Source organism: Glutamicibacter sp. FR1 (genome assembly GCF_047300825.1).
Taxonomy (GTDB): domain Bacteria; phylum Actinomycetota; class Actinomycetes; order Actinomycetales; family Micrococcaceae; genus Glutamicibacter; species Glutamicibacter nicotianae.
On sequence record NZ_CP178602.1, the window covers coordinates 251416 to 276388 of the forward strand.

Consider the following 24973-nt stretch of genomic DNA (forward strand, 5'->3'; position numbering starts at 1 on the left):
AATCACACTGCATGGCAATCGTTGACTCTAGAAACGATGGCTGGGCAGATTCCGTCTGGAACTTCTCCACGGGATCTCACCAGTGAAGGAAGAACGCAATGAAGCAGACGGATCAATCAATCGTAGACCTCGTTGAGGAACTGCATTCAGTTCGTCACAGACGACCTAAGAAGTACTCCCTTTCCGGTACGGATTATTGGGTATTCGGAATCGCCGGCGTTCTAGCGCTGGCATTTATCATTTGGGGTTTCGCCACCCCTACAGGGCTGGGCAAGGCCTCCAGTGCAGCCTTGGACTGGGTTATCAGCAACACTGGTTGGCTATTTGTCATCGCCGCCGCATTGTTCGCGGTCTTCGCTATTGTCGTAGCGGCCAAGAACTTCGGACGCATCCCGCTGGGCAAGGACGGCGAATCACCGCAGTTTTCCACGGTTTCGTGGATCTCGATGATGTTTGCCACCGGCATGGGCATCGGCTTGGTCTTCTACGGCGTGGGTGAGCCGCTGTACTTCTACATGTCGCCTCCTCCGGGAACGGTGGAAGGCTCCACCAGCGAGGCTCTGAGCACAGCCATGGGCACTACGCTCTTCCATTGGACGCTCTTCCCCTGGGCCATGTACGCCATTGTCGGATTGGGCATGGCTTACGGCAGTTTCCGGCTGGGACGTCCGCAGCTGTTCTCCGCCATGTTCAGCTCGATCTTCGGCGACCGCGCCATCCACGGCTGGGGCGGCCGCACCATCAACATCTTGGCTATTATTGCCACGCTCTTCGGCTCGGCCTGTTCGCTGGGTCTTGGCGCATTGCAGATTGGCGGCGGCATCCAGGCCACAGGAATGATGGAGAAGGTCGGTTCCGGCGTTCTCGTGGTCATCATCGCTATTCTTACTGCCTTGTTCGTCGCTTCCGCTGTTTCCGGCATTGAGCGCGGCATCCAGTGGCTGTCCAACACCAATATGGTGCTGGCAGTGATCATCGCGCTGATCGTTTTCATTGGCGGTCCAACCCTGTTCATCCTGAACGTCATCCCCAACGCTGTTGGCGCCTTCATTGGCGACTTGCCGGAGATGGCTTCACGCACGGCGGCTGGCGATGTGGCGATGTCTGATTGGCTCTCCTCGTGGACTGTCTTCTACTGGGCATGGTGGATCTCCTGGAGCCCATTCGTAGGCCTGTTCATTGCACGCATTTCCCGCGGCCGCACGATTCGCCAGTTCGTTACCGGTGTGCTGCTGGTTCCATCAACTGTCACCCTGATCTGGTTCTCGATCTTCGGCGGTGGAGCAATCGGTATTCAGGAACGTGCCGAACGCGCCGGGGAAACCGGGGAAAAGCTGGCCAGCATTGTCGATGGCGCACCGGACATCAACTTCGATCTGATCCTCTTCGACATGCTTGGCCGATTGCCGCTCTCCGGCTGGGTGGCCACCGTGCTGATGGTCGTCACCGTGCTGCTGATTGCGATCTTCTTCGTGACGGGCGCAGATTCGGCCTCGATCGTGATGGGTGCGCTCAGCGAACGCGGCGCCGAAGAGCCAACCAAGAAGTCAGTGATTTTCTGGGGCGTGGCTACCGGTGCGGTGGCCGCGGTGATGCTGCTGGCTGGCGGTGATCATCCGGCGGAGGCTTTGACCGGCCTGAAGAACATCACGATTGTCTCTGCGCTGCCATTCGTCATCGTGATGCTGCTGCTTTGCGTGGCATTGTGGAAGGACTTGAGCAATGATCCGCTGGTGCTGCGCGACAAGGTGGCCCGCAAGGTTCTCGAGCATTCCGTGGGGCAAGCAGTTGACCGCCATGAGGGCAGCCAGTTCAGCTTGATGACCACCGAAATTCCTTTGGTCACCGCCGAAGGCAAGGCTGCCGAAGCGAAGATCTTTGCCACTGAAGTCGCTGAGTCCACCGCCGACCCGGTGGAGGACGGCAAGAAAACTGAGGGCGACGGCGAGAGTCCGAAGCCAACTGCCGGGGAGTAATTACCGGCAAAGCAAGTGAAGCTTCTTCCCGATTCCGGGAAGAAGCTTCACTTTATTTAAGTGCTAGAGCCTGGTCGATTAGCCACGTGCACGGCAGATCGCGTTGATCTCCGGGATGCACGGCTCATTCTGCAGACTTGTCGTATCACCGAGCGTGGTGCCCTCGAACAGCTGGGTGAGCAGGCGGCGCATGATCTTGCCAGAACGCGTCTTGGGCACATCTGGAACCAGGACGATTTCACGCGGCTTGGCAATCGGGCCGATCTGGACCGCGACAGTCTCGCGAAGCTCGGCGATGAACTCGGCCTGCCGGGCAGCGAGATCCGGATCGGGCGACTCTGCGATCAGGGTCTTGTCCAGCGGCACCACGAAGGCGGTTGCCGCGTGTCCGGTCTTGGGATCCGGGGTGGGGCAGACGCCGGCTTCCACCACACCGGGGTTGGTGACTAGCGCCGATTCGATCTCGATGGTGGACAGCCGGTGGCCGGAAATGTTGATCACGTCATCGGTGCGGCCCAGGATGTAGATGTCGCCGTCCTCATCGAAGCGGGCACCGTCGCCGGCCAGGAACCAGCCTTGCTCGACGTATTGTTCCCAGTAGCTGGTGTAGTAGCGTGCCGGATTGCCCCAAACGGTACGCGCCATCGACGGGCCGGTGCGGGTAATGACAATATTTCCCTGCTCGTTGGCCGGCATGCTGCGGCCATTGGCGTCAACGATGTCCACCGAAATGCCCGGCAGCGCACGTGCGGCGCAACCCGGCTTGAAGTGCTCATCGGTAGGCAATGGGGAAAGCACTGTCGCGCCGGACTCCGACTGCCACCAGGTATCGACCATGGGCAGGCCCGCCGCGGTGTCGCGGCCAATCTGCTGGCGGAACCATTTCCACGCCTCGGGGTTGACCGCTTCGCCCACGGTGCCGCCGATCTTCACCGACGACAGGTCGTATTCTGCCGGGATGCCGTCGGGGAACCAGCCCATCAGCGAGCGGACCAAGGTGGGAGCGGTGTAGTAGCTGGTGACCTTGTAGCGTTCGATGACCTCGAAGTGCCGGCCCGGATGCGGGGCGTTGGGCACGCCCTCGTAGATGACCTGGGTGACGCCGTTGGCCAGTGGACCGTAGATCTCGTAGGTGTGGGCGGTGACCCAGGCCAGGTCAGCGGTGCACCAGTGCACATCGTGCTTGCGCTGGGACTCGTCTGGATTGGCGAACAGCATGTTGTAGCTGGTGGCCGCCTGCGTCAGGTAGCCGCCGGTGGTATGCACCAGGCCCTTGGGCTGGCCGGTGGTCCCCGAGGTGTACATGATGAATAGCGGTGTTTCGGAGTCGAAGAACTCCGGGGTGTGCTCGGTGGACTGGGTATCAACGACCTCATGCCACCAGACGTCGCGGCCCTCGGTCCACGGGATCTCATCTCCGGTTCGGCGGATCACCAGCACCTTTTCGATGGCGTTCTCGCCAGCAACTGCCGCATCGGCGTTGTCTTTGACCGGGACCGAGGTGCCGCGGCGGAACTGGCCGTCGGTGGTGACCAGCACCTTGGCCTTGGTGTCTTCCACGCGGAACTTCAGCGCTTCGGCAGAGAATCCGCCGAAGACCAGCGAGTGGATGGCACCGATGCGGGCGCATGCCAAGGTGATGACGATGGTTTCAATGAGCACCGGCAGGTAGATGACCACGCGGTCGCCCTTCACCACGCCCAGGGATTCCAAGGCATTGGCAGCTTGGGAAACCCGCTCCTGCAGATTCTTGTAGGTGACTGCAACGCGGTCGCCGGGTTCGCCTTCGAAGTACAGCGCAACCTTCTCACCGCGTCCTGTGGCGACGTGGCGGTCGGCGCAGTTCACTGCCGCGTTCAGCTTGCCTCCGAGGTACCAGGAAATTTCCGGGCCGCGCTGCGCCTGGGGGTCAGCCGGAATGATGCGGCTGGTGGTGTGCCACGGGGTGTCCCAATCCAAAAGGTGCGCCGCTTCGTCCCAGAATTCCTGGCGTGCCGCCTCTGATTCAGGTGCTGAGGTTGTTGCCAATTCGGTGGTCATTGCAAACTTTCTTTGGTGGGGGACGGGATAGCGTTGCCAGCCGGTGCTAGTTAGTCCGGGGCTAGGTCCAGCGTTTGATCGCCCAGCGTTCGGCTATCGATAGCAGGGCATCGGTGATTTTTCCGAAGACGGCCAGCAGCACGATGGTCATGATCAGGCGGTCCAGGCGGCCATTGTTCTGCGAATCGGTGAGCAGGAAGCCCAATCCCATCGACGCTCCGAGCAGTTCAGCCGCGACCAGGAAGAGCCACGCCTGGGCCAGTGCCAAGCGCAGTCCGGAGAAGATGGAAGGGACTACCGCGGGCAGCTGGACTGTGCGCAGCAGCTTCAGTCCCTTCAAGCCGAAGGAACGAGCGGCCTCGATCAGGTGGGCATCGACATGGCGCAAGGCCAAGGCGACGGTGGTGAAGACCGGGAAGAACGCGCCGATGATCACGAGCGTGACCTTGGAATCTTCGCCCATTTTCATCCAAAGCACCAGCAACGGAACCCAAGCCAGCGAAGGGACGGCGCGCAGGGCGCTGATGCTCAGGCCCAGAAACGCATCTGCCAATTTGGACAGGCCGACGAGGGCGCCCAGCGCCAGGCCGAGCAGGGAACCGAAGGCGAAGCCCAGCAGTACACGCTGGGTGGAAATGCCTATGTGCTTACCAAGATCGCCATCTTCGAGGAGCTCAAAGGCGGCGGCAACGACCGAGCCTGGAGTCGGCAGCGTCCACGGGGCAACGATGCCGCTCACCGTGACGAATTGCCAGACAGCCACGGTGGCCAGAGGCAGGATCAGCGCAAGCAACCATTTAGGTGCGCGCAGGATCGTTGCGGCGATGTCTGCCTTGTGCTTGGCAGGTGTCGGATTTTCGCGGGTATCAGCCGCGTTTGCGGTGCTCATCGCTGTTTACTCTCCGGAGATCTTCGTTGCATCTGCCTTGAGGGCAAACTGGTCGTCAACGAGGGTTGCTAGTGCTTCATCTACGGATTCCTGCTTGGAAACATCGCCGCTGGCGACCAGGGTGGGGCCAATGTTGCTCAGCACTCCGGTGAATTTGGCGTCGGGAACCGCTGGAACGTCCAGATTGGAGCGTTCCTCGATCACGGTCTTGGCAACTTCTGGTTCGAGCCCTGCAACGTCGGCAAGGATCTCAGCGGTTTCCCCAGGGTTTTCGGCCGCCCAATCGCGAGCCTTCTCATAGGCGTCGACCACGAGCTGGGCCAGTTCGGGGCTCTGCTCGATGAAGTCTTCGCGAGCGTTCAGCGCACCGTAGGTGTTGAAGTCCAGATTCCGGTAAACCAGCTGCGCGCCGTCTTCTTCGGCGGCTGCCATGATTGGATCCAGTCCGCTCCAGGCATCGACCGAACCGTTGACCAGTGCGGTGCGGCCATCGGCATGCTGCAGGTTCTGCAGCTTGATGTCATCTTCGCTCAGTCCCGCGGTGTCCAGAGCCTGGAGCAGGAAGAAGTATGGATCGGTGCCCTTGGTGGCCGCCACGGTCTTCCCTGCCAGGTCTTCAACGGATTCGATCTTTGAATCCTTGTCCACTACCAGGGCTGCCCATTCCGGCTGGGAGTACAGGGCGACGGTCTTGATTGGTGCACCGTTGGAACGGTTCAGCAACGCTGCTGAACCGGCGGTGGAACCGACGTCAATCGCACCGGCGCGAAGCGCCTCATTGGCCTTGTTGGAACCTGCGGACTGGATCCACTCGACGTCAACGCCCTGTTCCTTGGCGGCCGCATCCAGCCACCCCTTTTCCTTGAGCACCAGGCTCAGCGGGTTGTACGTGGCAAAGTCGATGGACAAGGTCTGATCACCGGAGTCGGCAGTAGCGTTTTCGCCAGCGCAGCCGGTCAGGGCAACTGCGCCCATGAGCAAAGCGGCGGCGGACAGAGCGGTGCGGCGGGAGAAGCGGTTCAAGAGCATGGAGAATCCTAGAATTATGCGTGCAAGCGGATGGATGATAGGGCAAAGAGTAAGGATCGCCGTGGATCCAATGCGTTCCCTGGACTAATGGTTGGTTGGATCGACGCCGAGCAGGCGCAGCAGGTGCAGGCGATCGGCAACGAACTTCTCGTCCGTGTGCCGGCGTGGTTGCCCGGCGGAGATCGCTAGGTCTTCGATGACACCAGCCGCGCCGTTCCCGGTGCTGCGTCCCAAGACGATAACGCGGTCAGCCAAGGTCAAAGCCTCGTCCACGTCATGGGTCACCATGAGTACCGTGGTGGGGAATGATGCGTGAATTGAGAGCAGCAAATCCTGCATCTTCAGGCGGGTCAGGGCATCGAGTGCGCCGAAGGGCTCATCGAGAAGCAATACGCCCGGGCGGCGGGCCAGCGCGCGAGCCAGCGAAACACGCTGGGCCATGCCGCCGGAAATCTCCCGCGGGCGCAGGCTGGCTGCATGGCTCAGCCCGGTCAGCTCGATCAGCTCATCAATCAGCGCGTCGCCAGAGGCCTTTTCGGTTCCTGGAGCCAGACCCAGCGCAATGTTCTCGCGCACCGATCGCCACGGAAGCAGCCGTGGTTCCTGGAAAGCAACGGCACATAGCTCGTTGATGCCGTTGACCTCGTGGGTGCCTGTGCGGATGTCACCGGTGGAGGGGTGGTCCAACCCGGAGACCGAACGCAGCAGCGTGGATTTTCCGCAGCCGCTGGCGCCCAGGATCGCGACGACTTGGCCGGCTGGAATGTGCAAGTTGATGTCGGCCAGCACGGTACGGCTTTCCTTCTTTGTGGTGAAGGTCCGCGACACGTTGCTGAATTGGACGTCCAGTGCGGTTGAGGTGGTTGAAGTTGCCTCGGGCGCTGCAATGGTAAGAGCCATATCAATCTCCATCGGTCCTGGCGGTAGCACCGGCCTGCGGAGGTGGAGCTCCGAAGGTGGTTGCTGCGGCGTCAAAGAGCCAGATCTCTCGGCCGCTCGGGATGGTTACCCCTCTATTACAGCGAGTTGAACGATTTGGACGCAAATCTTGCGTAACATGAAAAAATCTTCGATACGTGCGTCACATTGCCCAGAAATTTCGTTATTTATTTTACCTAGGGCCGGTTTGATCGACAGCAGGCCTATCCTTGCAACTCATCTTCGATGGGACGGGGATTAGGCTGTGGGATTTGAGCATAGGCCCTTCCAAATCTGAGGCGAAATATGACTTCGCGGCTTGGAAGCGCCGGATTATTACCGTTACAAATGAATCACGACCCATCCAGAGCGGCTGAGAGATCTGGCTCCACGACGCCGCAGCAACCACCCGAAGAGCGGGACGGTGCTACTGCCAGGACCGATGGAAAGAATTGAGAACCCTGATGCCTATTGGCGAATCACCGAATGCCCCAGGGCTGGACTTCAACCAGCTCAGCGATCCTTCGCAAGCCAGCGCTCTGGAACTGGACGAGTTCGAGGAGCAGCTGCCCACGCGGCAGCTGCTGAAGATCACTCCCGGTCCCGGCGCGGATGAGCAGTACGACCGGCTGGCCGAAATCTTCCGCCCGGTCTTCGCCCAGATCGCCGCGACCGCCAAGGACCGCGACCTGAACCGCGTGCTTCCCTTCGAGCAGGTAGGCCTACTGAACCGCGAGCGCTTCGGCGCGCTGCGCCTTCCCGTGGCCGACGGCGGCTACGGTGCGCGGCTGGTGGATGTCTTCCGCCTGCTCATCGAGCTCTCCGAGGCCGACTCCCATGTAGGCCAGCTGTGGCGCGCGCATATCGCTTTTGTCGAGAATGTGCTGGCACTGGAAGACGAGGCGCTGCGCAAGAAGTGGGTGGCCCGCATCGCGGCCGGGCAGATTGTCGGCAACGCCTACACCGAGCGCGGCGGCAACGCCCTGGGCACCTTGAATACGAAGGCCAGCTTCGTGGACGGGCGCTGGGTAGTCGACGGCGAGAAGTACTACTGCACCGGCACCATCTTTGCCGACTGGACCACTGTTGCGGTGGCCCACCCTGAGCTTGCCGGACGCCAGATCGCGGTGGTGTCCACCCAGCGCAGCGGCGTCAAGATCCTCGATGACTGGGACGGATTCGGCCAGGGACTGACCGGAACCGGTACCACCGAATTCCATCAGGTCCCGGTGGACTGCTTCATGCCGCAGCAGCGCAATGACTCCGAAGCGGCGATCTTCCAGCTGGTGCTCATGTCCGTGCAGGCAGGCATCGCCCGCGCCGCGCTGAACGACCTGCGCAGCGCGGTGCAGGCACGCACCCGCATCTTCACCACCGGAACCGGGGTGCCGGTATACCAGGAACCCCAGGTCCTGCAGCTGGTGGGGGAGGTGTCCGCGGAATCCTCCGCCGCCGACTCGGTGGTGATCGGCGCGGTGCTTGAAGTCGAGGCGGCCCTGGGCGATCCGGGACTGAACGACGAGGAACGCTACGCGGTCTGCGAGCTGGCAGCCAACCGTGCGCAAACCGTGGTGCAGCCGCTGGCCATCGGCGTAACGAGCAAGCTCTTCGACGGGCTGGGGGCCTCGTCCACCAGGAGCGGCTGCAACCTTGACCGGCACTGGCGCAATGCGCGCACCATCGCCACGCACAACCCGGCGATCTACAAGGCGCGCATCGTCGGGGACTACGAGATCAACGGCGTCCAGCCGCAGCGGCTGTCCGTCACCGGCGAAGATTCGACCCAGCGGGCCTGAGAGCCCGCGTCGCAAACCAGGAACTTTCCATGAATATCGACCTAATGGGGGCAAAGGCATGAGCGAGAACAGGCGCGAGATCCTATTCAACGCATTCGACATGAACTGCGTGGTGCACCAGTCGCCAGGCCTGTGGCGCCACCCGGAGGACAAGGCCTCGACCTACAACACCCTGGGCTACTGGACGCATATGGCCAAGGTGCTGGAGAAGGGCAAGTTCGACGGCCTGTTCCTCGCCGATGTGCTGGGCACCTACGACGTGTACAAGGGCAACAACATCACCCCGCTGACCTCCGGCGCCCAGGCGCCGGTCAACGACCCGATGATGCTGGTCTCGGCCATGGCCGCCGTGACCGAGAACCTCGGCTTCGGCGTCACCGCGGGTACCGCCTATGAGCACCCCTACGCCTTCGCCCGCCGCCTGGCCACCCTGGACCACCTGACCAACGGCCGCGTCGGCTGGAACGTGGTCACCGGGTACCTGCCATCGGCTGCTCGCAATATGGGCCAGGGAGATCAGATGGAGCACGACGAGCGCTACAACCACGCAGATGAGTACCTCGAAGTGGTCTACAAGCTGCTCGAAGGCTCGTGGGAAGACGACGCGGTGCAGAACAACAAGGAAACCGGCATCTACACCGATCCGTCCAAGGTGCACCCGATTGAGCACGAAGGCAAGTACTTCAAGGTCCCGGGCATCGCGATCACCGAGCCGTCGAAGCAGCGCACCCCGGTGATCTACCAGGCGGGTGCCTCCAAGCGCGGCACCGAATTCGCCGCGTCGAACGCCGAAGCCATCTTCGTCACCTGCCCAACCCGCGAACTGCTCAAGGAAGCTGTCACCAAGATCCGCGACGCTGCCCAAGCGGCTGGCCGCGGCCGCTACGACGTCAAGGTCTTCGCCATGCAGACCATCATCACCGCCGAAACCTCGGAACTGGCCCAGGCGAAGTTCGAGGACTACCGCTCCTACGTGGATACCGAGGGCTCGCTGGCGCTGCTGTCGGGCTGGACCGGCATCGACATGTCCGTGTACGGACCGGACGATGTCATTGGCGATGACGTGAAGTCCAACGCCATCCAGTCCTCGGTGGAAACCTTCAAGAAGGCCAGCGGCGATACCGGAAAGCCATGGACCATCCGCCAGCTGGCCGAATGGATCGGCGTAGGCGGCTTCGGCCCGGTTTCCGTCGGTTCGGGTGCCGAGGTTGCCGAGAAGCTCATCGACTGGGTGGAATACACCGACGTGGACGGCTTCAACCTCGCCTACGCTGTCACTCCTGGCACCTTCGAGGACATCGTCGAGTACGTGGTGCCTGAGCTGCAGGCCCGTGGCGTCTACAAGACCGAGTACACCGAGGGCACGTTGCGCAACAAGCTGTTCGGCGCCGGCGACCGGGTGAAGGACACCCACCGTGCAGCCCAGTTCAAGATCGCCAACCGGATGGCCGCGCAGGCCTGAGCATCAGGCTAGATAGCGCAATCGGCGGCCTGCGGCAACTTCGCAAGAATGTTGCCGCAGGCCGCCGTTTTCACTGCGTGCCTACTTGATCGGCTCCAGCACCATGGCCGAACCGCCGCCGCGCCTGGTGGGCTCGGCCGCTGCCGTGAGCGTGCCATCGGCCGCGATCTCCACCGCTTCGACGGCGCCGATTTCAGCCTGCGGGGTGAAGGAATCGCCAGCTGGCGTGAGCTTGTGGCCGAAGGCCTCAAGCGCAGGACCATAGGCTTCGATGAACTCGGGTTCGGCGGTGACCGCGGCAGTATTGCGCTGCGAAGCCCGCGGCGCGGCGATGGCTTCGCTGATGCTCATGCCCAAGTCGATGCGGTTCACCAGGGTCTGCAGCACCGTGGTGATGATGGTTGAACCGCCCGGGGAACCGATGGCCAGCACCGGTTCGCCGTCCTGCAGGACAATGGTGGGCGCCATCGATGAGCGCGGGCGCTTGCCCGGCTCAATGCGGTTCGGATCCTGCGGATCGTAGACCGTGGAGAAATCGGTCAGCTCGTTGTTCAGCAGGAATCCGCGGCCCGGAACCACCATGCCCGAGCCTCCGGTCTGCTCGATGGTCAACGTGTAGGAAACGACGTTGCCCCAGCGATCCACCACCGACAGGTGGGTGGTGGAGATGTTTTCCGTGTCCCGCTCTTCAACCGGCTCGCTGGTGGCAGCCGGGCACTGGCCATCATAGTTCTCGATATCGCCCGGAGCGACCGGCTTGGCCGCGGCCTGGTCCGGGTCGATGACGCACGCCCGCTCCGCACCGAACAACTTGTCGGTCAGGGTGCGGGTCGGGACGTTGGCGAAAGCCGGGTCGCCGACGAATTTGCCGCGATCAGCGTAGGCAAGAGCAGTTGCCTCGAAATAATGGTGCAACGCATCGGCTTCGTCCATGGCCGCCACGTCGAACTGGCCCAGGACGTTCAGCGATTCGCCGATGGTGGTTCCTCCGCTGGAAGATGGAGCCATGCCGAAGACATCGTAGCCCCGGTAATCCACTTGCGTGGGTTCCTGCTCAACCACTTCGTAGCCGGCCAGATCGGCGGTGGACAACTGCCCCGCGGGAACCGGGAGGCCGGTATCTGCGCTCTTTGGCGGTGCCTGCACCGTGTGGGCGATCTCGGCGGCCAAGTCTCCCGCATAGAACCCATCGAGGCCTTGCTTGGCCAGCATCCGATAGGTGTCCGCCAGATCCGGATTCTTGAAGATGGTCCCGACCTGGGGAGCATCCCCGCCGGGCAAGAACAATTCGCTCGTGGCAGGGAACGCGGCGAACCGTTCCTTGTTATCCAAGGTCTGCTCGCGGAAGGTCTCATCAATGGCAAAGCCGCGGGAAGCGATTTTGGTTGCCGGGCGCAAGACCTGCTTCAGGTTCTGCGAACCCCAATTGTCCAGGGCGCGTTGCCATGTGGCCAAGGTTCCGGGCACGCCTACTGCCACGCCGCTGGTAACCAGTTCCGGGGTGAAGTTGTACGGCTCGCCGGTTTCGGGATCAATGAATGCGTCATTGGCCATGCCTGCCGGGGCGGTTTCGCGACCATCGATCGTGCTGACCTTTCCCGACTGCGCATCGTAGTAGAGGAAGTATCCGCCACCGCCAATGCCGGCGCTGTAGGGTTCGGTGACGCCGAGGGCCGCCGCGGTGGCCACAGCCGCATCCACGGCGTTGCCTCCCTTGCGCAGGACCTCGATACCGGCGGCGGTGGCCTCCGGGTCCACCGATGACACCGCGCCTCCGGTTCCGATGGCAGTCGGGACCTTTTCGGTGTGGCGTGGATCCGCACTCGCCGAGACAGCCGAGAAAGCTCCCAGGCCCAAGGCGATGGCTGCAGCGCAGGCAACTGGCCTCAAACGTGCTCGTGGCATACTTTGATCTCCTCTTCAGGTGGGGATGAAGTATGCGCAAATTTACGGGAGCGGGCTCTCCCGGCGAGCTTGTGACACGCGGCACTATCTATCTGGGTGTTAAATTTCCCCTTGTCGAGCGAATATTCGCGGTTATGAAGCTTAAATGCTGAAGGGCAGGCACCGCGGCAACGACTGCCGCGAGTGCCTGCCCGTTGGACCCTTGATGAGAGGGTGCTACTTGTCCAGGTTGTCCTTGATGACCTTGCCCAGGGACGCTGGAGCGCGGCCGATCAGCTTGGCCAGGTCGCCGGTTCCAACCTCCAGTGCTCCTTCGCGAATGCGCACGTCGGTATCGACGAGGATGTGCGCGAAGGGTCCGGGGACTCCGGCGTCAGCGTAGATCTTTTCCAGCTGTTCGGGATCCATTTCCTGGTAGGCGACGTCCTGGCCAGCGGCGGCGCCGACAGCGCCAGCAAGCTGGGCGAGGGTGAATGGCTTGTCGCTGCCCAACTCGTAGATCTTGCCGTTCTGCTCTTCATCGGACAGCAGCACCGCCGCGGCTGCCTCCGCGAAATCGGCACGGGCGGCAGCGCTGATTCTGCCCTCGCCCGCGGCACCGAGGATTACGCCGCTATTGAGGTAGCCCATGAGCTGGTCGGTGTAGTTTTCGATGTACCAGCCGTTGCGCAGCAGCACGTAGCCGATGCCTGATCCAGCCAGCAACCGCTCGGTGGCGATGTGCTCCTCGGCGAGCTCCATGCCGCCGGTCATCGCGTTGGCAATTGACGTGTAGGCGATCAGCGAGACGTCCACCTGCTTGGCGGCGTTGATGATGTTCTCATGCTGGGCGACGCGCTGGCCTACCTCGCTGGAGGAGATCAGCAGCAGCTTGTCGACGCCTTCAAGCGCGGAAACCAGATCTGGCTGGACGTTGTAATCGGCAACGCGGGTTTCCAAGCCCTTGCCTGCCAGCGGGGCCAGTTTTTCTTCCGAACGGCCGATGGCAATCAGCTGCGCGGGATCGGCCCCGCGCTCCAGCAGTGCATCGATGACGAGTTTTCCCAGCTGTCCGGTGGCTCCGGTAATTGCGATCTTCATGAGGTCCTCTCGTAAGTTCTTGCATCTGCTACAACCGGCTAGCGGGTGGGGTAATTCCCCAAACCTTCAATCGGAAATCCAGCATAAGCAAGGATTTCTGCGGATCTGCCCAAACCTGCCGTCATGGAAAGTCATATGACGCATGAAAGGGTTTTCGTGACGCCCAGTATGACGAACATCGGGCATTTCAGGATGCTTTGTGTGACTTCATGACCGCTCCTTACGTAACGCTTGTCTGCTGAATTCACGGGTTGCAGACTTGAATTGTTCGGCCGGTACAGCCGGACACCCCATCCAGAGCGACCGAGAGACCTGGCTCGTTGAAGTCGCAGCAACCACCCGTGAACGGGAGCGGTGCTAAGGCCAGGACCGATGGAGATTGCTAATTTTCACGGCGGTCTGCGGGGAGAAACTCGCCAAGAGTATTCCCACAAATCATGGCAGAACGTGCAGCGAATCTAGGCGTAATCCTCGGGTCACCAACCGAGAGGACATTTGAAATCATGCGTACAGCACATTTTGGACTGAAGACCACTGCGATTCTTGCCGTTCTGGGCTTGTCGCTCACCGCTTGCGGAGGCAACGCCACCAAGACGGGCGCAGCGCAAGCAGCAGCCGATCCAGGGACTCCGGTTGAAGGTGGCACCTTCACCTTCGCTGAAGTTACCCCTATCAACAATTGGCAGACTCAGGCAGCACGCTTCTATGAGAAAGCGAATGTTCTGAACTCAGTGCTTGATCGCCTGACCTACTACGATGTGGAAGCCGGCAAACTGGTTGGCTGGATCGCCAGCGAATTCGAAGCTAATGAAGACCAGACGGAGTTCACCTTCACCATTCGCGACGGTGTCACTTTCTCAGACGGCTCCACGCTGGATGCTGAGGCTGTGAAGCTGAACCTGGACGCCCTTGGAAAGGGAATCAAGTCTGCCCAGATTGCGCCAAACGTTGACTTTGCTGCCTATAAGTCGGCAGAGGTCGTAGGGGACAACAAGGTCAAGGTCACGCTCAAGCGGCCAGATGCCAATTTCCTTAGGTCGACTTCCTCCGTAACTGCTGGTTTGGTGTCCCCGAAGACCCTTGAACTGGACAATGCCGCGCAGTCTTCGATCTCCAAGATTGTTGGTTCCGGCCCATTCGTCTTCGAATCGGAAAAGCCTGATGAAGAAGTCGTTTTCAGCAGCCGGGATGACTACGCCTGGGCGCCAGAAACTGCGCCGAACCAGGGTGATGCCTATCTGGATACCCTGGTTATCAAGTACCTTCCAGAGGTCGCTAGCCGTGCCGGCGCCGCCCAGTCCGGGCAGGTGGATCTCGTCCGAGGATTGCAGCCGGTAGATGAACAGGTGCTGGCCTCCAGTGGCGGCAAGGTTTATGCCGCCGAAGGGGTGGACCTGACCACCAACCACGCGGCCGTGCGCATTGGCTCGGGAAAGCTGGAAGACGTCAAAGTCCGCCAGGCACTGCAGGTTGCAATCGACCGCCAGGCAATCAAAGACACCGTTCTCTCGGATAGCTATGTCATCTCGGGATCGATCCTCAACCACAAGGCACCAGGGTTTGTAGACCTGTCAGCTGAATTGGCCTATAACCCGGAAAAGGCCAAGCAGTTATTGGACGAGGCCGGATGGAAGCCGGGCGCAGATGGCATTCGGGAGAAGAACGGGAAGAAACTGGAAGTCACGGTTTCCACCTCCAATAACTCCGTAGTCATTAAGCCAGCGTTCGAACTGATTGAACAGCAATGGCGCGAGATTGGTGTCCAGCTGATCAACCGCGCGGCAGACAATACTTTCCTGACCAACGCACTTGTCGACGACAAGGTGGAGTTCTTCGGAACTCGCCAGTTTGCGTACGGCGGACTGGGCCCGGTCTATGCACCTGCGAACAACAACCAGACCCTTCGCGCTGATCCTGAACTGAACAAGCTTTTCATCAAAGAGCAGTCGGCGGCCACCGATGAGGAACACCTGAAGCTGGTCGAAGAGGAACAGCGTGCCCTGGTGCTGGACAAGGCCCTGACGCTGGTTCTTTGGGACGAAGTCCAGGTCTATGGCGCCAATAGCTCGGCGAACGTCGAGTTCACTTCCGGTACCGCGCCCATCTTCCAAGGTGCTTGGAAGAGCGAAGGCTAGGAACCAAATCCATGGGCACTTACATCGTAAAACGACTGGGACAGGCGCTTCTGGTCATCTGGCTTGCCTACACAGCGGTTTTCATTGCCGTGCAATCCTTGCCGAATGACCCGGTCACGATCTTCCTGAGCACTGACTCGGCGGTGGATCCGGCCACCATTGCCCAGATGAAGGCATACTACGGATACGACCAGCCGCTCTTCGTGCAGTACTTCTCGCAGTTGCTCGGGCTGCTTCGCGGGGATCTTGGATATTCGTTATCCAATGGTTCGGAAGTGGCGACGCGCATCGGGGAAGTCGCTGGATCCACCTTGGTTCTGGCTGGTAGTGCATTCGTTCTTTCGGTGGTATTCGCCCTGATTATCGCGTCGGCTGCGAGCTTGGCCAGAGGCGGGAAGTTGCGCAAGGCGCTGCTGAACCTGCCACCTTTGATGGTTTCGATACCTGTTTTCTGGTTGGGGCTGCTGCTCTTGCAGCTGTTGGCCGTGCAGCTCGGCGTGATGTCGCTGTTCCCGGATGGATCGTTCATGTCGTTGGCGGTGCCAATCTTCGTGCTGGCCGTGCATCTGAGCGCTCCGATTGCCCAGGTCCTGATCAAGAGCGTGCAGGAAGTGAATAGGCAACCGTTTATTGAAGTTTTGCGCGCCAAAGGCGCAAGCGAAGCATGGATCTTCTACCGGCATACCTTGAAGAACGCGGCCCCGGCCGCGCTATCCATTGCCGGTATCACCATTGGTGCCTTGCTCGCTGGTTCCGTCATCACCGAGACCGTGTTTTCCCGCGCGGGATTAGGCCAGCTTATCTTGCAGTCAGTGACGGCGCAGGACATTCCACTGGTCCAGGGATTGGTGCTGCTGACCGCAGTCGTTTTCACCGCAGTCAACTTGCTCGTTGATCTCATCCACCCGCAGCTCGATCCACGCATCGTCACGTCAACAAGCGGCGCAACCCGCTCGCTTGTTGCGTAAGGAAAGTAGGACTAATGAGTCTCATAACCGAACACGTTGGATCGGTGGCCAGTGATGACCAGCCGATGGCTTCAACCAAGCCTGCAACCAAAATAGGAAATCCAGCAGCACGCTGGTTTGCCGCCTGGTGGGTTCTCATTCCGCTGGCCGTATTTGTGGCGTGGGCTTTTCTTCCATCGCTCTTTACGGGCCACGACCCGATTACTGGTGTGCCGGCTGACAAGCTGCTAGCGCCATCCGCGGAACACCTGTTCGGAACCGACCATCTGGGGCGTGACATCTACAGCCGAGTTGTCTACGGAACGCGCCAGACGCTGCTGACCGCGGGCCTGGCGTGCTTGGTTGGAAGCGTTGTCGGCTCGATCCTCGGTCTGCTGGCGGGCACTGCTGGACGGTTCGCAGATACCGTGGCAATGCGATTTGTCGATATTGTCCTGGCAGTTCCGGCATTCCTCATTGCGCTGATTCTGGTCACCGCGACTGAACCTGGACCGCTGTCCTTGGGCCTGGGTGTAGGCATCGCCTCGATCGCGGCATTCGCACGCCTCGTGCGAACAGAGGTGCTGAGGGTCCGCTCTCGCGATTTCGTGCAGGCAGCGTTAATGAGTGGCGGGAAGTACTTCACGGTGCTGCGTCGGCACATCATCCCGCATATCGTCGGTCCGGTGCTGTCCTTGCTAGCTGTGGATCTGGGTGCTGCAATTCTTGCGATCTCCGGTTTAGGGTTCCTCGGCTTCGGGTCGCCACCGCCAACCCCTGAATGGGGACTGCTGATTTCCGAAGGCCGCCAGTACCTTTCGGTGGCTTGGTGGTTGACGACATTGCCGGGATTGGTCATTGTGTCGGCGGTCATGCTGACAGCCGTACTGGGACGTGCCATCAACAAGGCATTCCGCTTCTAGCTCTACTCTTCGATGAACGGACAAGACCATGAACGCAACCAGCAACGCTTCTTCTGCGGTGATCCGCATAGAGGACTTAACCGTCCAGTATGCCCAAGGTACCGTAGCTGCTGACAGTATCAACTTGGAAATTCCAGCGGGACAAATCGTTGCCATTGTCGGTGAATCCGGCTCGGGCAAATCAACGCTGACCAAGACCCTGATTGGCCTATTGCCACAGGGGACGGAGGTCCAGGGAAGTGTGCGTTTCGGCGGGACTGAAGTCACCAATCTTTCTTTGTCCGACTGGCGTGCCATTCGTGGTGCCGGAATCGGCTTAGTCCCGCAGGATCCGGGCGCCTCGCTGGATCCCGTGAAGACCATTGGCTCCCAGATCATCGAAGTATTCCGTTTGCATCCGTCACGCTCAGTGCCAAAGGCCCAATGGCGCTCTAAGGCGATCGAACTGATGCAGAGCGTTGGCATCGACCGGGCGGAAAGCAGGCTGGATCAATTTCCGCACGAGCTTTCTGGCGGGCTGAAGCAACGTGTATTGATTGCCATTGCCTTCGCGTTGAATCCTCAACTGCTCATTGCGGATGAACCCACCAGCGCCTTGGACGTCACCGTCCAGCGCACGGTTTTGGAAGTTTTCGTATCGCTGGCTCGGAAGAAGGGAACCACTGTACTCTTCGTAACTCACGATCTGGCTGTTGCGACTGACATCGCAGACCGGGTACTGGTCATGAATTCGGGGCGGGTCCTCGAAGATCGCAGCGTTCCGGCGCTGGTTGCACAGAGCACTGAACCGTACACCAAGGCACTGCTCGACCAGGCCTACGCGCATCAGGACCGGCAGCAACCTTCAACCTCAGACGACATCGCGATCACAGTGGAGGGACTCGGCAAGGTCTTCGGCAAAGGCCGCAACGAACACCAGGTTCTTTCGGGCGTCAGTTTCGAAGTGCAGCGAGGCACCACGTTCTCGCTGGTAGGCGAATCCGGTTCCGGAAAATCCACAACAGCAAAAATCATCATGGGAATGCATCCAGCCACCGAAGGATCGGTGCTGGTCAACGGCAGAGACGTTGCCAACATCAGTGGCAAGCAGCGCTATGACCTGTGGAGGGACGCGCAACTGGTCTATCAGAACCCCGACTCTGCCCTGGACCCGCGACAGTCGATCGGCTCGATCATCGCTGAACCAATGGTCAACTACCGTCTGGGTGATTCCGCTTGGCGTGCCCAGCGAGTAGCGCAGTTGATGGATCAGGTGAACCTGCCAGAACAGCTGGTCGGAAGACGCCCAGGAGAGCTTTCCGGGGGACAACGCCAACGCGTCGCCATTGCCCGGGCTCTGGCAAGCGGTGCCAAAATTCTCGTCCTAGATGAAGCATTGAGCGCACTTGATGTACTCACCCAGGAACAAATACTTGAGTTGCTCGACCAGTTGCAGCGCGAAGAACAACTGACCTACCTGTTCATTTCCCATGATCTGCATGTGGTGGAACGGATCAGCCACCGCGTTGGTGTGATGTGCCGTGGGCAAATTGTCGAGTCGGGAACCGTTGATGAAATCTATTCCAATCCCCAGCATGAGTACACCAGGACCCTGCTTGCGGCGAATCCCGGCAAGGTACTTCGCGAATTGGCCGATACGCGTACCGCCTAGCCATTTCACACCAATTCCAAAATCTACTAGGAGCATCCATGAGCACTGAAGCCTTGGCAACATTCCGTCCTTCCGCCCAGCAGCACACCGAAGCCGCTTACCAAGAACTTTTGGCACACTTCAGCCAGGTATTTGCCCGTATCGCGCAGGGAGCTACCGAACGCGAACAGCAGCGCATTCTGCCTTTCGAGCAGGTGCAGTGGCTCAAGGACGCAGGATTCACCACCTTGCGCGTGCCAGCCAGCCACGGTGGTTCGCCGGTTAGCCATGAGCACCTGTTCCGCCTGCTTATCGAACTGGCGGCAGCCGACTCCAACGTAGCCCACTTGCTGCGCAGCCACTTCTCGTTCGTGGAAACGATTGCCCTGCAGCCGCAGGAGTTCCAGGACCGCTGGTTCCCGCGGGTGCTTGCGGGGGAGATCTTCGGCAATGCCGCCACCGAGCGCGGCGGCAACGCCCTGGGCAGCACCAACACCAAGCTCGTCAAGACGGACGCCGGGTGGGTGCTGCGCGGCGAGAAGTACTACACCACCGGATCGATCTTCGCGGACTGGGTTGTCGTCATGGCCACCACCGACGGCGTTGAGGGGCGGCAGTACGCGGTAGTCGAACGCCACGCCAAAGGCGTCGAAATCCTGGACGACTGGGACGGCTTCGGCCAGCCGCTGACCGGCACCGGCACCGCGATCTTCACCGACGTCGCGGTGGACGAGCAGAACATCATCCAGCGCAAGGTGGCTTCCACCCTGGAGCCGGCGTTCTTCCAGCTCTGCCTGCTCTCGGTACTGGTTGGCATCGGCAAAGCAGCCCGCAACGAAGCCGCCCGCATCGTGGCGACCCGCACCCGTACCTTCAACACCGGCTCCGGCGCACTGTTCAAGGACGATCCGCAGATCCAGGAGCTCGTAGGACGCCTTGCCTCGAACGTATTCGCCGCAGAATCAATTGTGGTGTCAGCGGCCTGCGACCTCGACGCAGCACTGGACCCGAGCCTCGGCCTGAATGCCGAGGAGGCCTTCCTGCGCGCCGAGCTCGCCGTGCAACAGGCGCACGTGGCCGCACCGAAGCTGGTCTTGGATGCCACCAGCGAACTCTTCGACGTCACCGGCGCCTCGGCGGTATCCACTTCGAAGTCGCTGGACCGTTTCTGGCGCAACGCACGCACCGTCGCCACCCACAATCCGGTGGCCTTCAAGGCGCGCTCGGTCGGCGACTACTTCATCAACGGAACCATCCCGACGGGTCTGCACTCGATCGGTGAAGCCAAGGGAGCCAAGTAGCCATGAGTACCTTCGAATCACGTCCGCGCTTCCTGCTGTCGGCCTTCCTCATGAACACCTCAAGCCACATCCTCGGCGGCATGTGGCGCCACCCTGAGGCGCAGCAGCACAAGTTCAACGAGCTGGATCTGTGGGTGGACCTGGCCAAGAAGCTGGAAGAAGCCAAGTTCGACAACTTGTTCTTCGCCGACGTGGTGGGCCTCTACGGCGACCACGAAGGCGGCTGGGCCTCCCATGTGCGCAAGGGCATGCAGGTGCCCAGCCACGACCCGCTGGTGCTGCTCTCCGCGCTGGCCGCCACCACCAAGGACATCGGACTGGCGATGACCAGCTCGGTCATCCAGGCGCACCCGTTCCAGTTCGCCCGCCAGCTGTCCACGCTGGACCATCTCTCGCGAGGCCGCGTGGCGTGGAACATCGTCACCAGCGTGCTCGAGAACTCGCACCGCAACTTCGGCGGGGCGAGCCTGGTCGCGCACGATGACCGCTACGCCTGGGCCGAGGAATATGTGGAATCGGCCTACAAGCTGTGGGAAGGGTCCTGGGAGGACGACGCGCTGCTGGCCGACAAGGAGTCGGGCATCTACGCCGACCCTGCACGGGTCAACAAGATCAATCATCGTGGCGAGCTGTACTCCATCGATGGTCCGCATCTGGCTCTGCCCAGCGCGCAACGCACCCCATTCCTATTCCAGGCAGGCTCCTCGCCACGAGGCTCCCAGTTCGCCGCGACGCATGCGGAAGCGACGTTCCTCTTTGCCCCGCACCCGCAGTATGTGGCGAAGAAGAATGCGCAGTTGACCAGCAACCTGCAGGCCGCCGGCCGCACCCGCGAAGACATCAAGGTCTTCGCCGGACTGTCCTTCGTGGTCGGTTCCACGGAAGCTGAAGCCAAGGCCCTTGAAGCTGAATACGACCAGTACCTGGATCCGCACGCCATCATCGCCCACATCGGCGGAGGCATCGGAGTGGATCTGGGTGGACTGGATCTGGATACCCCGCTGGGGGAAGTGAAGACCGAAGGCGCCCAAGGCGTGCTGGAAGCGGCGCTGGCCTCGACCCCGGGACGCAACCCAACCCTTCGCGACCTGGCGCACTACCGCGCCAAGGCGCAGCAGATCGTCGGCACTCCGGAACAGATCGTTGATGAGCTGGAACAATGGCAGGACGCGGGGATTGATGGGTTGAACATCATGAACCACGTACTGCCCGGATCCTATGACAACTTCATCGAAGGCGTCCTTCCGGAGCTGCGTCGCCGCGGCCTGGCGCAAACCGGGTACACGCCGGGGAGCCTGCGGCAGAAGGTGTTCGGCCGCGGGGACAAGCTTCCGGAAAATCATCCGGCGGCCCAATACCGCGGAGCGTTCACGCAGAACAGCGCAGCATCCACCCAGAAAGCAGCGCAGCTGCAGCACTGAATTCCGCAAGCTTGAAAGGCCAGTGGCATGGATGGGTCCGGGCCACTGGTCTTTCTTTGATGCCCGGAAGCTGAATCGCCGGCAACGCGGTAGGGTGTCGTGCATGGACACCCATCACGTAAATGATCCAGAGACGATCCGCAGGCTGTTGAGCGCACCGGGGCGCTGGGCCGTTGTCGGCCTGACCAATAATCCCGCTCGCGTGGCTCCTTCCATCGCACGGTTCCTGCGCGACGAGCTGTCGATGAAGATTTTTCCTGTGTCATTGAGCGGAGAAACCGTGATGGGCGAACCGGGATTCACGAAGCTTGCTGATATCCCTGAACCCATCGATGTGGTGGATTGCTTCGTGAACTCCTCCAAGGTGGGGGATATCGTTGACCAGGCGATCGCCGTGGGCACCAAATCGGTGTGGCTGCAGCTCGGCGTGATCGACGAAGCCGCTGCCCAGCGGGCCAAGGACGCGGGATTGGACGTGGTGATGGATACCTGCCCTAAGATTGAGTACCCATTCCGATAGCGAGGAATTGATGGCAATATCAGCTGCTCAAGATGAACTGGAAAATGCGTGGGCGCAGCTGTGCCTGAGCATGCCGTGCGCTTATGCCGATTATCCTTTTGGCCCTGAGAGCACCGTATTCAAGGTGGCAGGCAGAGATCCTGGCAATGGCAAGATGTTCGGGCTGATCATGCAGCTGAATGGTGAATTGGTGCTGAACCTGAAATGCGAGCCTGCCCTTGCTGACCAGCAACGCAGCGAGCATCCGCAGATCACCCCGGGCTATCACATGAACAAGAAGCACTGGAATTCCGTGCGTGCTGGACTCGACCCGAACCTGATGCGTGAACTCATCGAGGATTCCTATGATCTGGTGGTCGACGGCATGCCCCGGAGGGACAAAGAATACATCCGCCTGCAAGGCACAATTAACAAGGGGAGCATAGACTAGAGGCATGTACTTCATCGTTGTTAAATACCAGGTAAAGCCAGAATCAACCCCGACCTTCATGGATCAGGTCGCTGAATTCACCGCGGCTACCCGCGCCGAGGAAGGCAACATCTTCTTCGACTGGTCCGTGAGTGTCGAAGACCCCAACGAATTCGTTCTGGTCGAGGCCTTCCGTGATGACGAGGCCGCTGCGGCACATGTGAACTCGGCGCACTTCGCTGCAGGTCTTGAATCCATGCGGCCACACTTGGTCTCCACCCCGAAGATCGTCTCCCGCAAGGTGGACGGCGAGGGCTGGGATTCCATGGGCGAATTGGTCATCGATTAATTTACCGGGATAAAGGCAAAGGGAAGAACCGCAGCGGTTCTTCCCTTTGCCTTTGCCTATGGACCTTAGCGGCCGGCCTTGTTGCCGAAGCGGCGTACCAGAATCAAGGCGATGCCGGCCAGGACAACGACACCGGCGATGATGCCGATCCAGCTGGCGTTGAAGCCGGTGTCGGCCAGATCATCGGTGTTCTGATCCGGGGAGTCCTTCTTTGGCTCGTCAGAAGCATCTGGGGATTCGCTTGCACCCCCAGTTGGCTCTGGCGAACTGGTTGGCTCTCCGGTGGGCTCGTCGGTCGCATCTTCAGATGGTTCCGGCGAAGCGGTTGGCTCGGTTGGATCCTCGGTCGGGTCATCCGAAGGGACCGGCGACTGAGTTGGCTCTTCCTCTTCGAGCAGGACCGCGCGGCCCAGGGGAGCCGGCTCGACGACGTCGTGCGCCTTGAAGTAGTTCACGGTGGCGTCCAAATCGATCTGGCCGGAGTCGGCGTGATCGGTGCCGTCTGCGAAGGCGATGAAGTTATCGCCACCGGTCGCCAGGAAGGCGTTGGCCGCGACCCGGAAGGTTGCTTCCTCGTCCAGCGGCTCGCCGTTGAAGGTGATGTCCTTGATGTGCTCGCCCTGGGCGGCTTCCTCAACGTAGGTGTAGGACAGTCCCTCGGAAATGCCCAGATGCAGCTTGGAGCGCTCCGAGCCAGCCGGCTGCCACTGCTGCTCCAGCGCCTCGCGGATCTGCGCTCCGGTGAGGTTGAAGGTGATCAGGGTGTTGGCGAATGGCTGGACTTCGGCCGCGTCCTTGTAGGACACGGTGCCGTCTTCGCCGTAGAGCAGGTCGGCACGCAGGCCGCCCGGGTTCATGAACGCGATCTCGGCTGGTTCGCCGGCAAAGTCGTCGTTCGAGGTGGCCCACAGGTGGATGTCGGCTACGGTGTTGCCCAGGGTGGATTCGACTCCACGGTCTGAGCCTGGTTCTTCGCCGCCGCGCAGGATGTCTTCGGAAATGGCGCCGATCTTCACGCTGCCGACCACTTCGGCTTCGGCTTCAGCGTTGCTGACGATCTCTGCAACCTGGGCGTTGGCCTCGAAGTTGCCCGCCCATTCGCCGTCGGCGCCCTCGGTGGCCAAGGCGATTCGTTCGGTGTCGGCTTCGGTGACTTCGCCGGTTTCGGGATCCACCTGCAGGGAAACCTTGCCCAAGGTGGTGCCGTACTGATGGGACTGGATCACTGGGCGGTCCGCGATGTCGCAATCGTAGGACTGGTGGGTGTGGCCCGAGAAGATCGCGTCAATCTCATCGCTGGCTTCGCGGATGAGCTTGCCGTAGGTGCTGTTTTCGGTGGCAATATCTGCGCACTGGTCGCCAGCGGAACCGTTGTGGGTCAGCAGCACCACGACATCAGCTTCGCCGTTTGCTGCATCTCCATCGGAGAGCTGGGCTGCTACCCGGTTCGCTGCTTCCAGTTCACTGCCGAAATCCAGGTCGGCAATGCCAGCTGGGGAAACCAGCGAGGGCATGTCCTCGGTAACGGTGCCGATGAAGCCTACGGAAACGCCGGAGACTTCACGGATCGCATATTCCTGCAGGGCAGGAGTCTTGGTGCCCTTTTCATAGACATTGGCGCCCAATGCGAAGTCTGCACCGTTTTCACCGGTGGAATCGGCGTAGCTGTCGATGACGCGTCCAGCCAGATCAGCAAAGCCCTTGTCGAACTCGTGGTTGCCTACTGCCGAGACATCCAGGCCGCCGGCTCCGAGCGCCGCGATGGTTGGTTCATCATCCTGGGACGCGGAAGCGAAGGTCGAAGCGCCAATGTTATCGCCGGCAGAGACGAACAGGGTGTTCTCGTTTTCTGCGCGCAGTTCATCAACGGCGCCGGCGAGCACCGAGGCACCGGCGGAGCTTCTGTCTGCGGAAATGCGCCCGTGGAAGTCGTTGATGCCGACTAGGTCCACGGTGACTGCTTCGGCACCCGAGGCTGTAGACGACGAGGGGCCCTGCGTGGATGTAGCCTGGGCTGCTGCGGCACCGCCGGCCGCCAGCGAAATCGTCGCCAGCGAGGCGAGACCGAGTTTGCTTATCTGCCTGAATGCAGACATGGGTACTCCTAAATGTGACGAGTGTGACAAGGTATATGTCTATCGCATCTGAATGAACATGTCGATGCTTTAGCGTTAAATTTAGGTGCAGAAGTACAAGTTCTGGCGGTTATTCAACAGAAGCAACCTCCCAGCTATAGGCCGAGA

The 24973-nt window shown here is 60.8% G+C and carries 19 protein-coding genes and 3 riboswitches; of the genes, 12 read left to right on the forward strand and 7 right to left on the reverse strand.

Annotated elements, in window-relative coordinates; all coding sequences use genetic code 11:
• Window positions 1-98: 98 nt before the first annotated feature.
• Complete coding sequence (locus ACLQ8T_RS01305) at window positions 99-1976, forward strand: BCCT family transporter (RefSeq protein ID WP_413455433.1); 1878 nt, start codon at window positions 99-101, stop codon at window positions 1974-1976.
• A gap of 78 nt (window positions 1977-2054) precedes the next feature.
• On the opposite strand, the gene acs is transcribed toward ACLQ8T_RS01305, so the two are convergent.
• The 4 genes from acs to ACLQ8T_RS01325 all read right to left on the reverse strand — a co-directional run bounded on the left by acs (window position 2055) and on the right by ACLQ8T_RS01325 (window position 6834).
• Complete coding sequence (acs, locus tag ACLQ8T_RS01310) at window positions 2055-4016, reverse strand: acetate--CoA ligase (protein WP_413455434.1); 1962 nt, start codon at window positions 4014-4016, stop codon at window positions 2055-2057.
• Between the two features lie 61 nt (window positions 4017-4077).
• A complete protein-coding gene (locus ACLQ8T_RS01315; RefSeq protein ID WP_413455435.1) occupies window positions 4078-4905 on the reverse strand; it encodes an ABC transporter permease in 828 nt (275 codons plus the stop codon).
• A 6-nt stretch (window positions 4906-4911) separates the two neighbouring features.
• A complete protein-coding gene (locus ACLQ8T_RS01320; protein ID WP_204720101.1) occupies window positions 4912-5934 on the reverse strand; it encodes an aliphatic sulfonate ABC transporter substrate-binding protein in 1023 nt (340 codons plus the stop codon).
• Between the two features lie 84 nt (window positions 5935-6018).
• Window positions 6019-6834 (reverse strand): ABC transporter ATP-binding protein, encoded by an 816-nt coding sequence (locus tag ACLQ8T_RS01325; protein WP_204720102.1) that lies wholly within the window; start codon window positions 6832-6834, stop codon window positions 6019-6021.
• A gap of 5 nt (window positions 6835-6839) precedes the next feature.
• Window positions 6840-6942: riboswitch (SAM riboswitch) on the reverse strand.
• Window positions 6943-7209: 267 nt separating this feature from the next.
• Window positions 7210-7301, forward strand: a riboswitch (SAM riboswitch).
• Window positions 7302-7316: 15 nt separating this feature from the next.
• Here ACLQ8T_RS01325 and ACLQ8T_RS01330 point away from each other — a divergent pair.
• Window positions 7317-8648, forward strand: a complete 1332-nt coding sequence (locus tag ACLQ8T_RS01330; RefSeq protein WP_413455436.1) for an acyl-CoA dehydrogenase family protein — start codon at window positions 7317-7319, stop codon at window positions 8646-8648.
• Window positions 8649-8706: 58 nt separating this feature from the next.
• Window positions 8707-10110, forward strand: coding sequence for an LLM class flavin-dependent oxidoreductase (locus ACLQ8T_RS01335; protein WP_413455437.1), 1404 nt, complete (start codon window positions 8707-8709; stop codon window positions 10108-10110).
• 81 nt (window positions 10111-10191) lie between these two features.
• Here ACLQ8T_RS01335 and ggt read toward each other — a convergent pair whose 3' ends face one another.
• Together ggt and ACLQ8T_RS01345 are read right to left on the reverse strand one after the other, a co-directional pair.
• On the reverse strand, window positions 10192-12015 hold the full coding sequence (gene ggt / locus ACLQ8T_RS01340; RefSeq protein ID WP_413455438.1) for a gamma-glutamyltransferase: 1824 nt from the start codon (window positions 12013-12015) through the stop codon (window positions 10192-10194).
• Window positions 12016-12231: 216 nt separating this feature from the next.
• On the reverse strand, window positions 12232-13095 hold the full coding sequence (locus tag ACLQ8T_RS01345) for an SDR family oxidoreductase (RefSeq protein ID WP_413455439.1): 864 nt from the start codon (window positions 13093-13095) through the stop codon (window positions 12232-12234).
• A gap of 287 nt (window positions 13096-13382) precedes the next feature.
• Window positions 13383-13474: riboswitch (SAM riboswitch) on the forward strand.
• A gap of 124 nt (window positions 13475-13598) precedes the next feature.
• On the opposite strand from ACLQ8T_RS01345, the gene ACLQ8T_RS01350 reads away from it, so the two are divergent.
• The 9 genes from ACLQ8T_RS01350 (at window position 13599) to ACLQ8T_RS01390 (ending at window position 22730) form a co-directional block, all read left to right on the forward strand.
• The gene (locus ACLQ8T_RS01350) at window positions 13599-15230 is read left to right on the forward strand and encodes an ABC transporter substrate-binding protein (RefSeq protein WP_239543150.1); all 1632 of its coding nucleotides are present in this window, start codon (window positions 13599-13601) and stop codon (window positions 15228-15230) included.
• Window positions 15231-15241: 11 nt separating this feature from the next.
• Window positions 15242-16198 carry an ABC transporter permease gene (locus tag ACLQ8T_RS01355; RefSeq protein ID WP_413455440.1) on the forward strand — a complete coding sequence of 319 codons (957 nt, stop codon included), beginning with the start codon at window positions 15242-15244 and terminating at the stop codon, window positions 16196-16198.
• A gap of 14 nt (window positions 16199-16212) precedes the next feature.
• On the forward strand, window positions 16213-17100 hold the full coding sequence (locus ACLQ8T_RS01360) for an ABC transporter permease (RefSeq protein WP_413455441.1): 888 nt from the start codon (window positions 16213-16215) through the stop codon (window positions 17098-17100).
• Between the two features lie 28 nt (window positions 17101-17128).
• The gene (locus tag ACLQ8T_RS01365) at window positions 17129-18751 is read left to right on the forward strand and encodes an ABC transporter ATP-binding protein (protein WP_413455442.1); all 1623 of its coding nucleotides are present in this window, start codon (window positions 17129-17131) and stop codon (window positions 18749-18751) included.
• Between the two features lie 38 nt (window positions 18752-18789).
• On the forward strand, window positions 18790-20031 hold the full coding sequence (locus ACLQ8T_RS01370) for an acyl-CoA dehydrogenase family protein (RefSeq protein ID WP_413455443.1): 1242 nt from the start codon (window positions 18790-18792) through the stop codon (window positions 20029-20031).
• A gap of 2 nt (window positions 20032-20033) precedes the next feature.
• Window positions 20034-21452: an NtaA/DmoA family FMN-dependent monooxygenase gene (locus ACLQ8T_RS01375; protein WP_413455444.1), complete on the forward strand. Its 1419-nt coding sequence runs from the start codon at window positions 20034-20036 to the stop codon at window positions 21450-21452.
• Between the two features lie 103 nt (window positions 21453-21555).
• Window positions 21556-21972, forward strand: coding sequence for a CoA-binding protein (locus ACLQ8T_RS01380; RefSeq protein WP_413455445.1), 417 nt, complete (start codon window positions 21556-21558; stop codon window positions 21970-21972).
• A 10-nt stretch (window positions 21973-21982) separates the two neighbouring features.
• Window positions 21983-22402, forward strand: a complete 420-nt coding sequence (locus ACLQ8T_RS01385) for an MmcQ/YjbR family DNA-binding protein (protein WP_413455446.1) — start codon at window positions 21983-21985, stop codon at window positions 22400-22402.
• Window positions 22403-22406: 4 nt separating this feature from the next.
• Window positions 22407-22730 carry a putative quinol monooxygenase gene (locus ACLQ8T_RS01390; RefSeq protein WP_038991945.1) on the forward strand — a complete coding sequence of 108 codons (324 nt, stop codon included), beginning with the start codon at window positions 22407-22409 and terminating at the stop codon, window positions 22728-22730.
• A gap of 65 nt (window positions 22731-22795) precedes the next feature.
• On the opposite strand, the gene ACLQ8T_RS01395 is transcribed toward ACLQ8T_RS01390, so the two are convergent.
• The gene (locus tag ACLQ8T_RS01395) at window positions 22796-24826 is read right to left on the reverse strand and encodes a 5'-nucleotidase C-terminal domain-containing protein (RefSeq protein ID WP_413455447.1); all 2031 of its coding nucleotides are present in this window, start codon (window positions 24824-24826) and stop codon (window positions 22796-22798) included.
• Window positions 24827-24973: the final 147 nt, after the last annotated feature.

What these genes read in the sequence shown, in the direction of transcription:
- ACLQ8T_RS01305 (WP_413455433.1), top strand. Translation starts at nt 99, where the DNA reads ATGAAGCAGACGGATCAATCAATCGTAGACCTCGTTGAGGAACTGCAT.
- acs (WP_413455434.1), bottom strand. Translation starts at nt 4,016, where the DNA reads ATGACCACCGAATTGGCAACAACCTCAGCACCTGAATCAGAGGCGGCA.
- ACLQ8T_RS01315 (WP_413455435.1), bottom strand. Translation starts at nt 4,905, where the DNA reads ATGAGCACCGCAAACGCGGCTGATACCCGCGAAAATCCGACACCTGCC.
- ACLQ8T_RS01320 (WP_204720101.1), bottom strand. Translation starts at nt 5,934, where the DNA reads ATGCTCTTGAACCGCTTCTCCCGCCGCACCGCTCTGTCCGCCGCCGCT.
- ACLQ8T_RS01325 (WP_204720102.1), bottom strand. Translation starts at nt 6,834, where the DNA reads ATGGCTCTTACCATTGCAGCGCCCGAGGCAACTTCAACCACCTCAACC.
- ACLQ8T_RS01330 (WP_413455436.1), top strand. Translation starts at nt 7,317, where the DNA reads ATGCCTATTGGCGAATCACCGAATGCCCCAGGGCTGGACTTCAACCAG.
- ACLQ8T_RS01335 (WP_413455437.1), top strand. Translation starts at nt 8,707, where the DNA reads ATGAGCGAGAACAGGCGCGAGATCCTATTCAACGCATTCGACATGAAC.
- ggt (WP_413455438.1), bottom strand. Translation starts at nt 12,015, where the DNA reads ATGCCACGAGCACGTTTGAGGCCAGTTGCCTGCGCTGCAGCCATCGCC.
- ACLQ8T_RS01345 (WP_413455439.1), bottom strand. Translation starts at nt 13,095, where the DNA reads ATGAAGATCGCAATTACCGGAGCCACCGGACAGCTGGGAAAACTCGTC.
- ACLQ8T_RS01350 (WP_239543150.1), top strand. Translation starts at nt 13,599, where the DNA reads ATGCGTACAGCACATTTTGGACTGAAGACCACTGCGATTCTTGCCGTT.
- ACLQ8T_RS01355 (WP_413455440.1), top strand. Translation starts at nt 15,242, where the DNA reads ATGGGCACTTACATCGTAAAACGACTGGGACAGGCGCTTCTGGTCATC.
- ACLQ8T_RS01360 (WP_413455441.1), top strand. Translation starts at nt 16,213, where the DNA reads ATGAGTCTCATAACCGAACACGTTGGATCGGTGGCCAGTGATGACCAG.
- ACLQ8T_RS01365 (WP_413455442.1), top strand. Translation starts at nt 17,129, where the DNA reads ATGAACGCAACCAGCAACGCTTCTTCTGCGGTGATCCGCATAGAGGAC.
- ACLQ8T_RS01370 (WP_413455443.1), top strand. Translation starts at nt 18,790, where the DNA reads ATGAGCACTGAAGCCTTGGCAACATTCCGTCCTTCCGCCCAGCAGCAC.
- ACLQ8T_RS01375 (WP_413455444.1), top strand. Translation starts at nt 20,034, where the DNA reads ATGAGTACCTTCGAATCACGTCCGCGCTTCCTGCTGTCGGCCTTCCTC.
- ACLQ8T_RS01380 (WP_413455445.1), top strand. Translation starts at nt 21,556, where the DNA reads ATGGACACCCATCACGTAAATGATCCAGAGACGATCCGCAGGCTGTTG.
- ACLQ8T_RS01385 (WP_413455446.1), top strand. Translation starts at nt 21,983, where the DNA reads ATGGCAATATCAGCTGCTCAAGATGAACTGGAAAATGCGTGGGCGCAG.
- ACLQ8T_RS01390 (WP_038991945.1), top strand. Translation starts at nt 22,407, where the DNA reads ATGTACTTCATCGTTGTTAAATACCAGGTAAAGCCAGAATCAACCCCG.
- ACLQ8T_RS01395 (WP_413455447.1), bottom strand. Translation starts at nt 24,826, where the DNA reads ATGTCTGCATTCAGGCAGATAAGCAAACTCGGTCTCGCCTCGCTGGCG.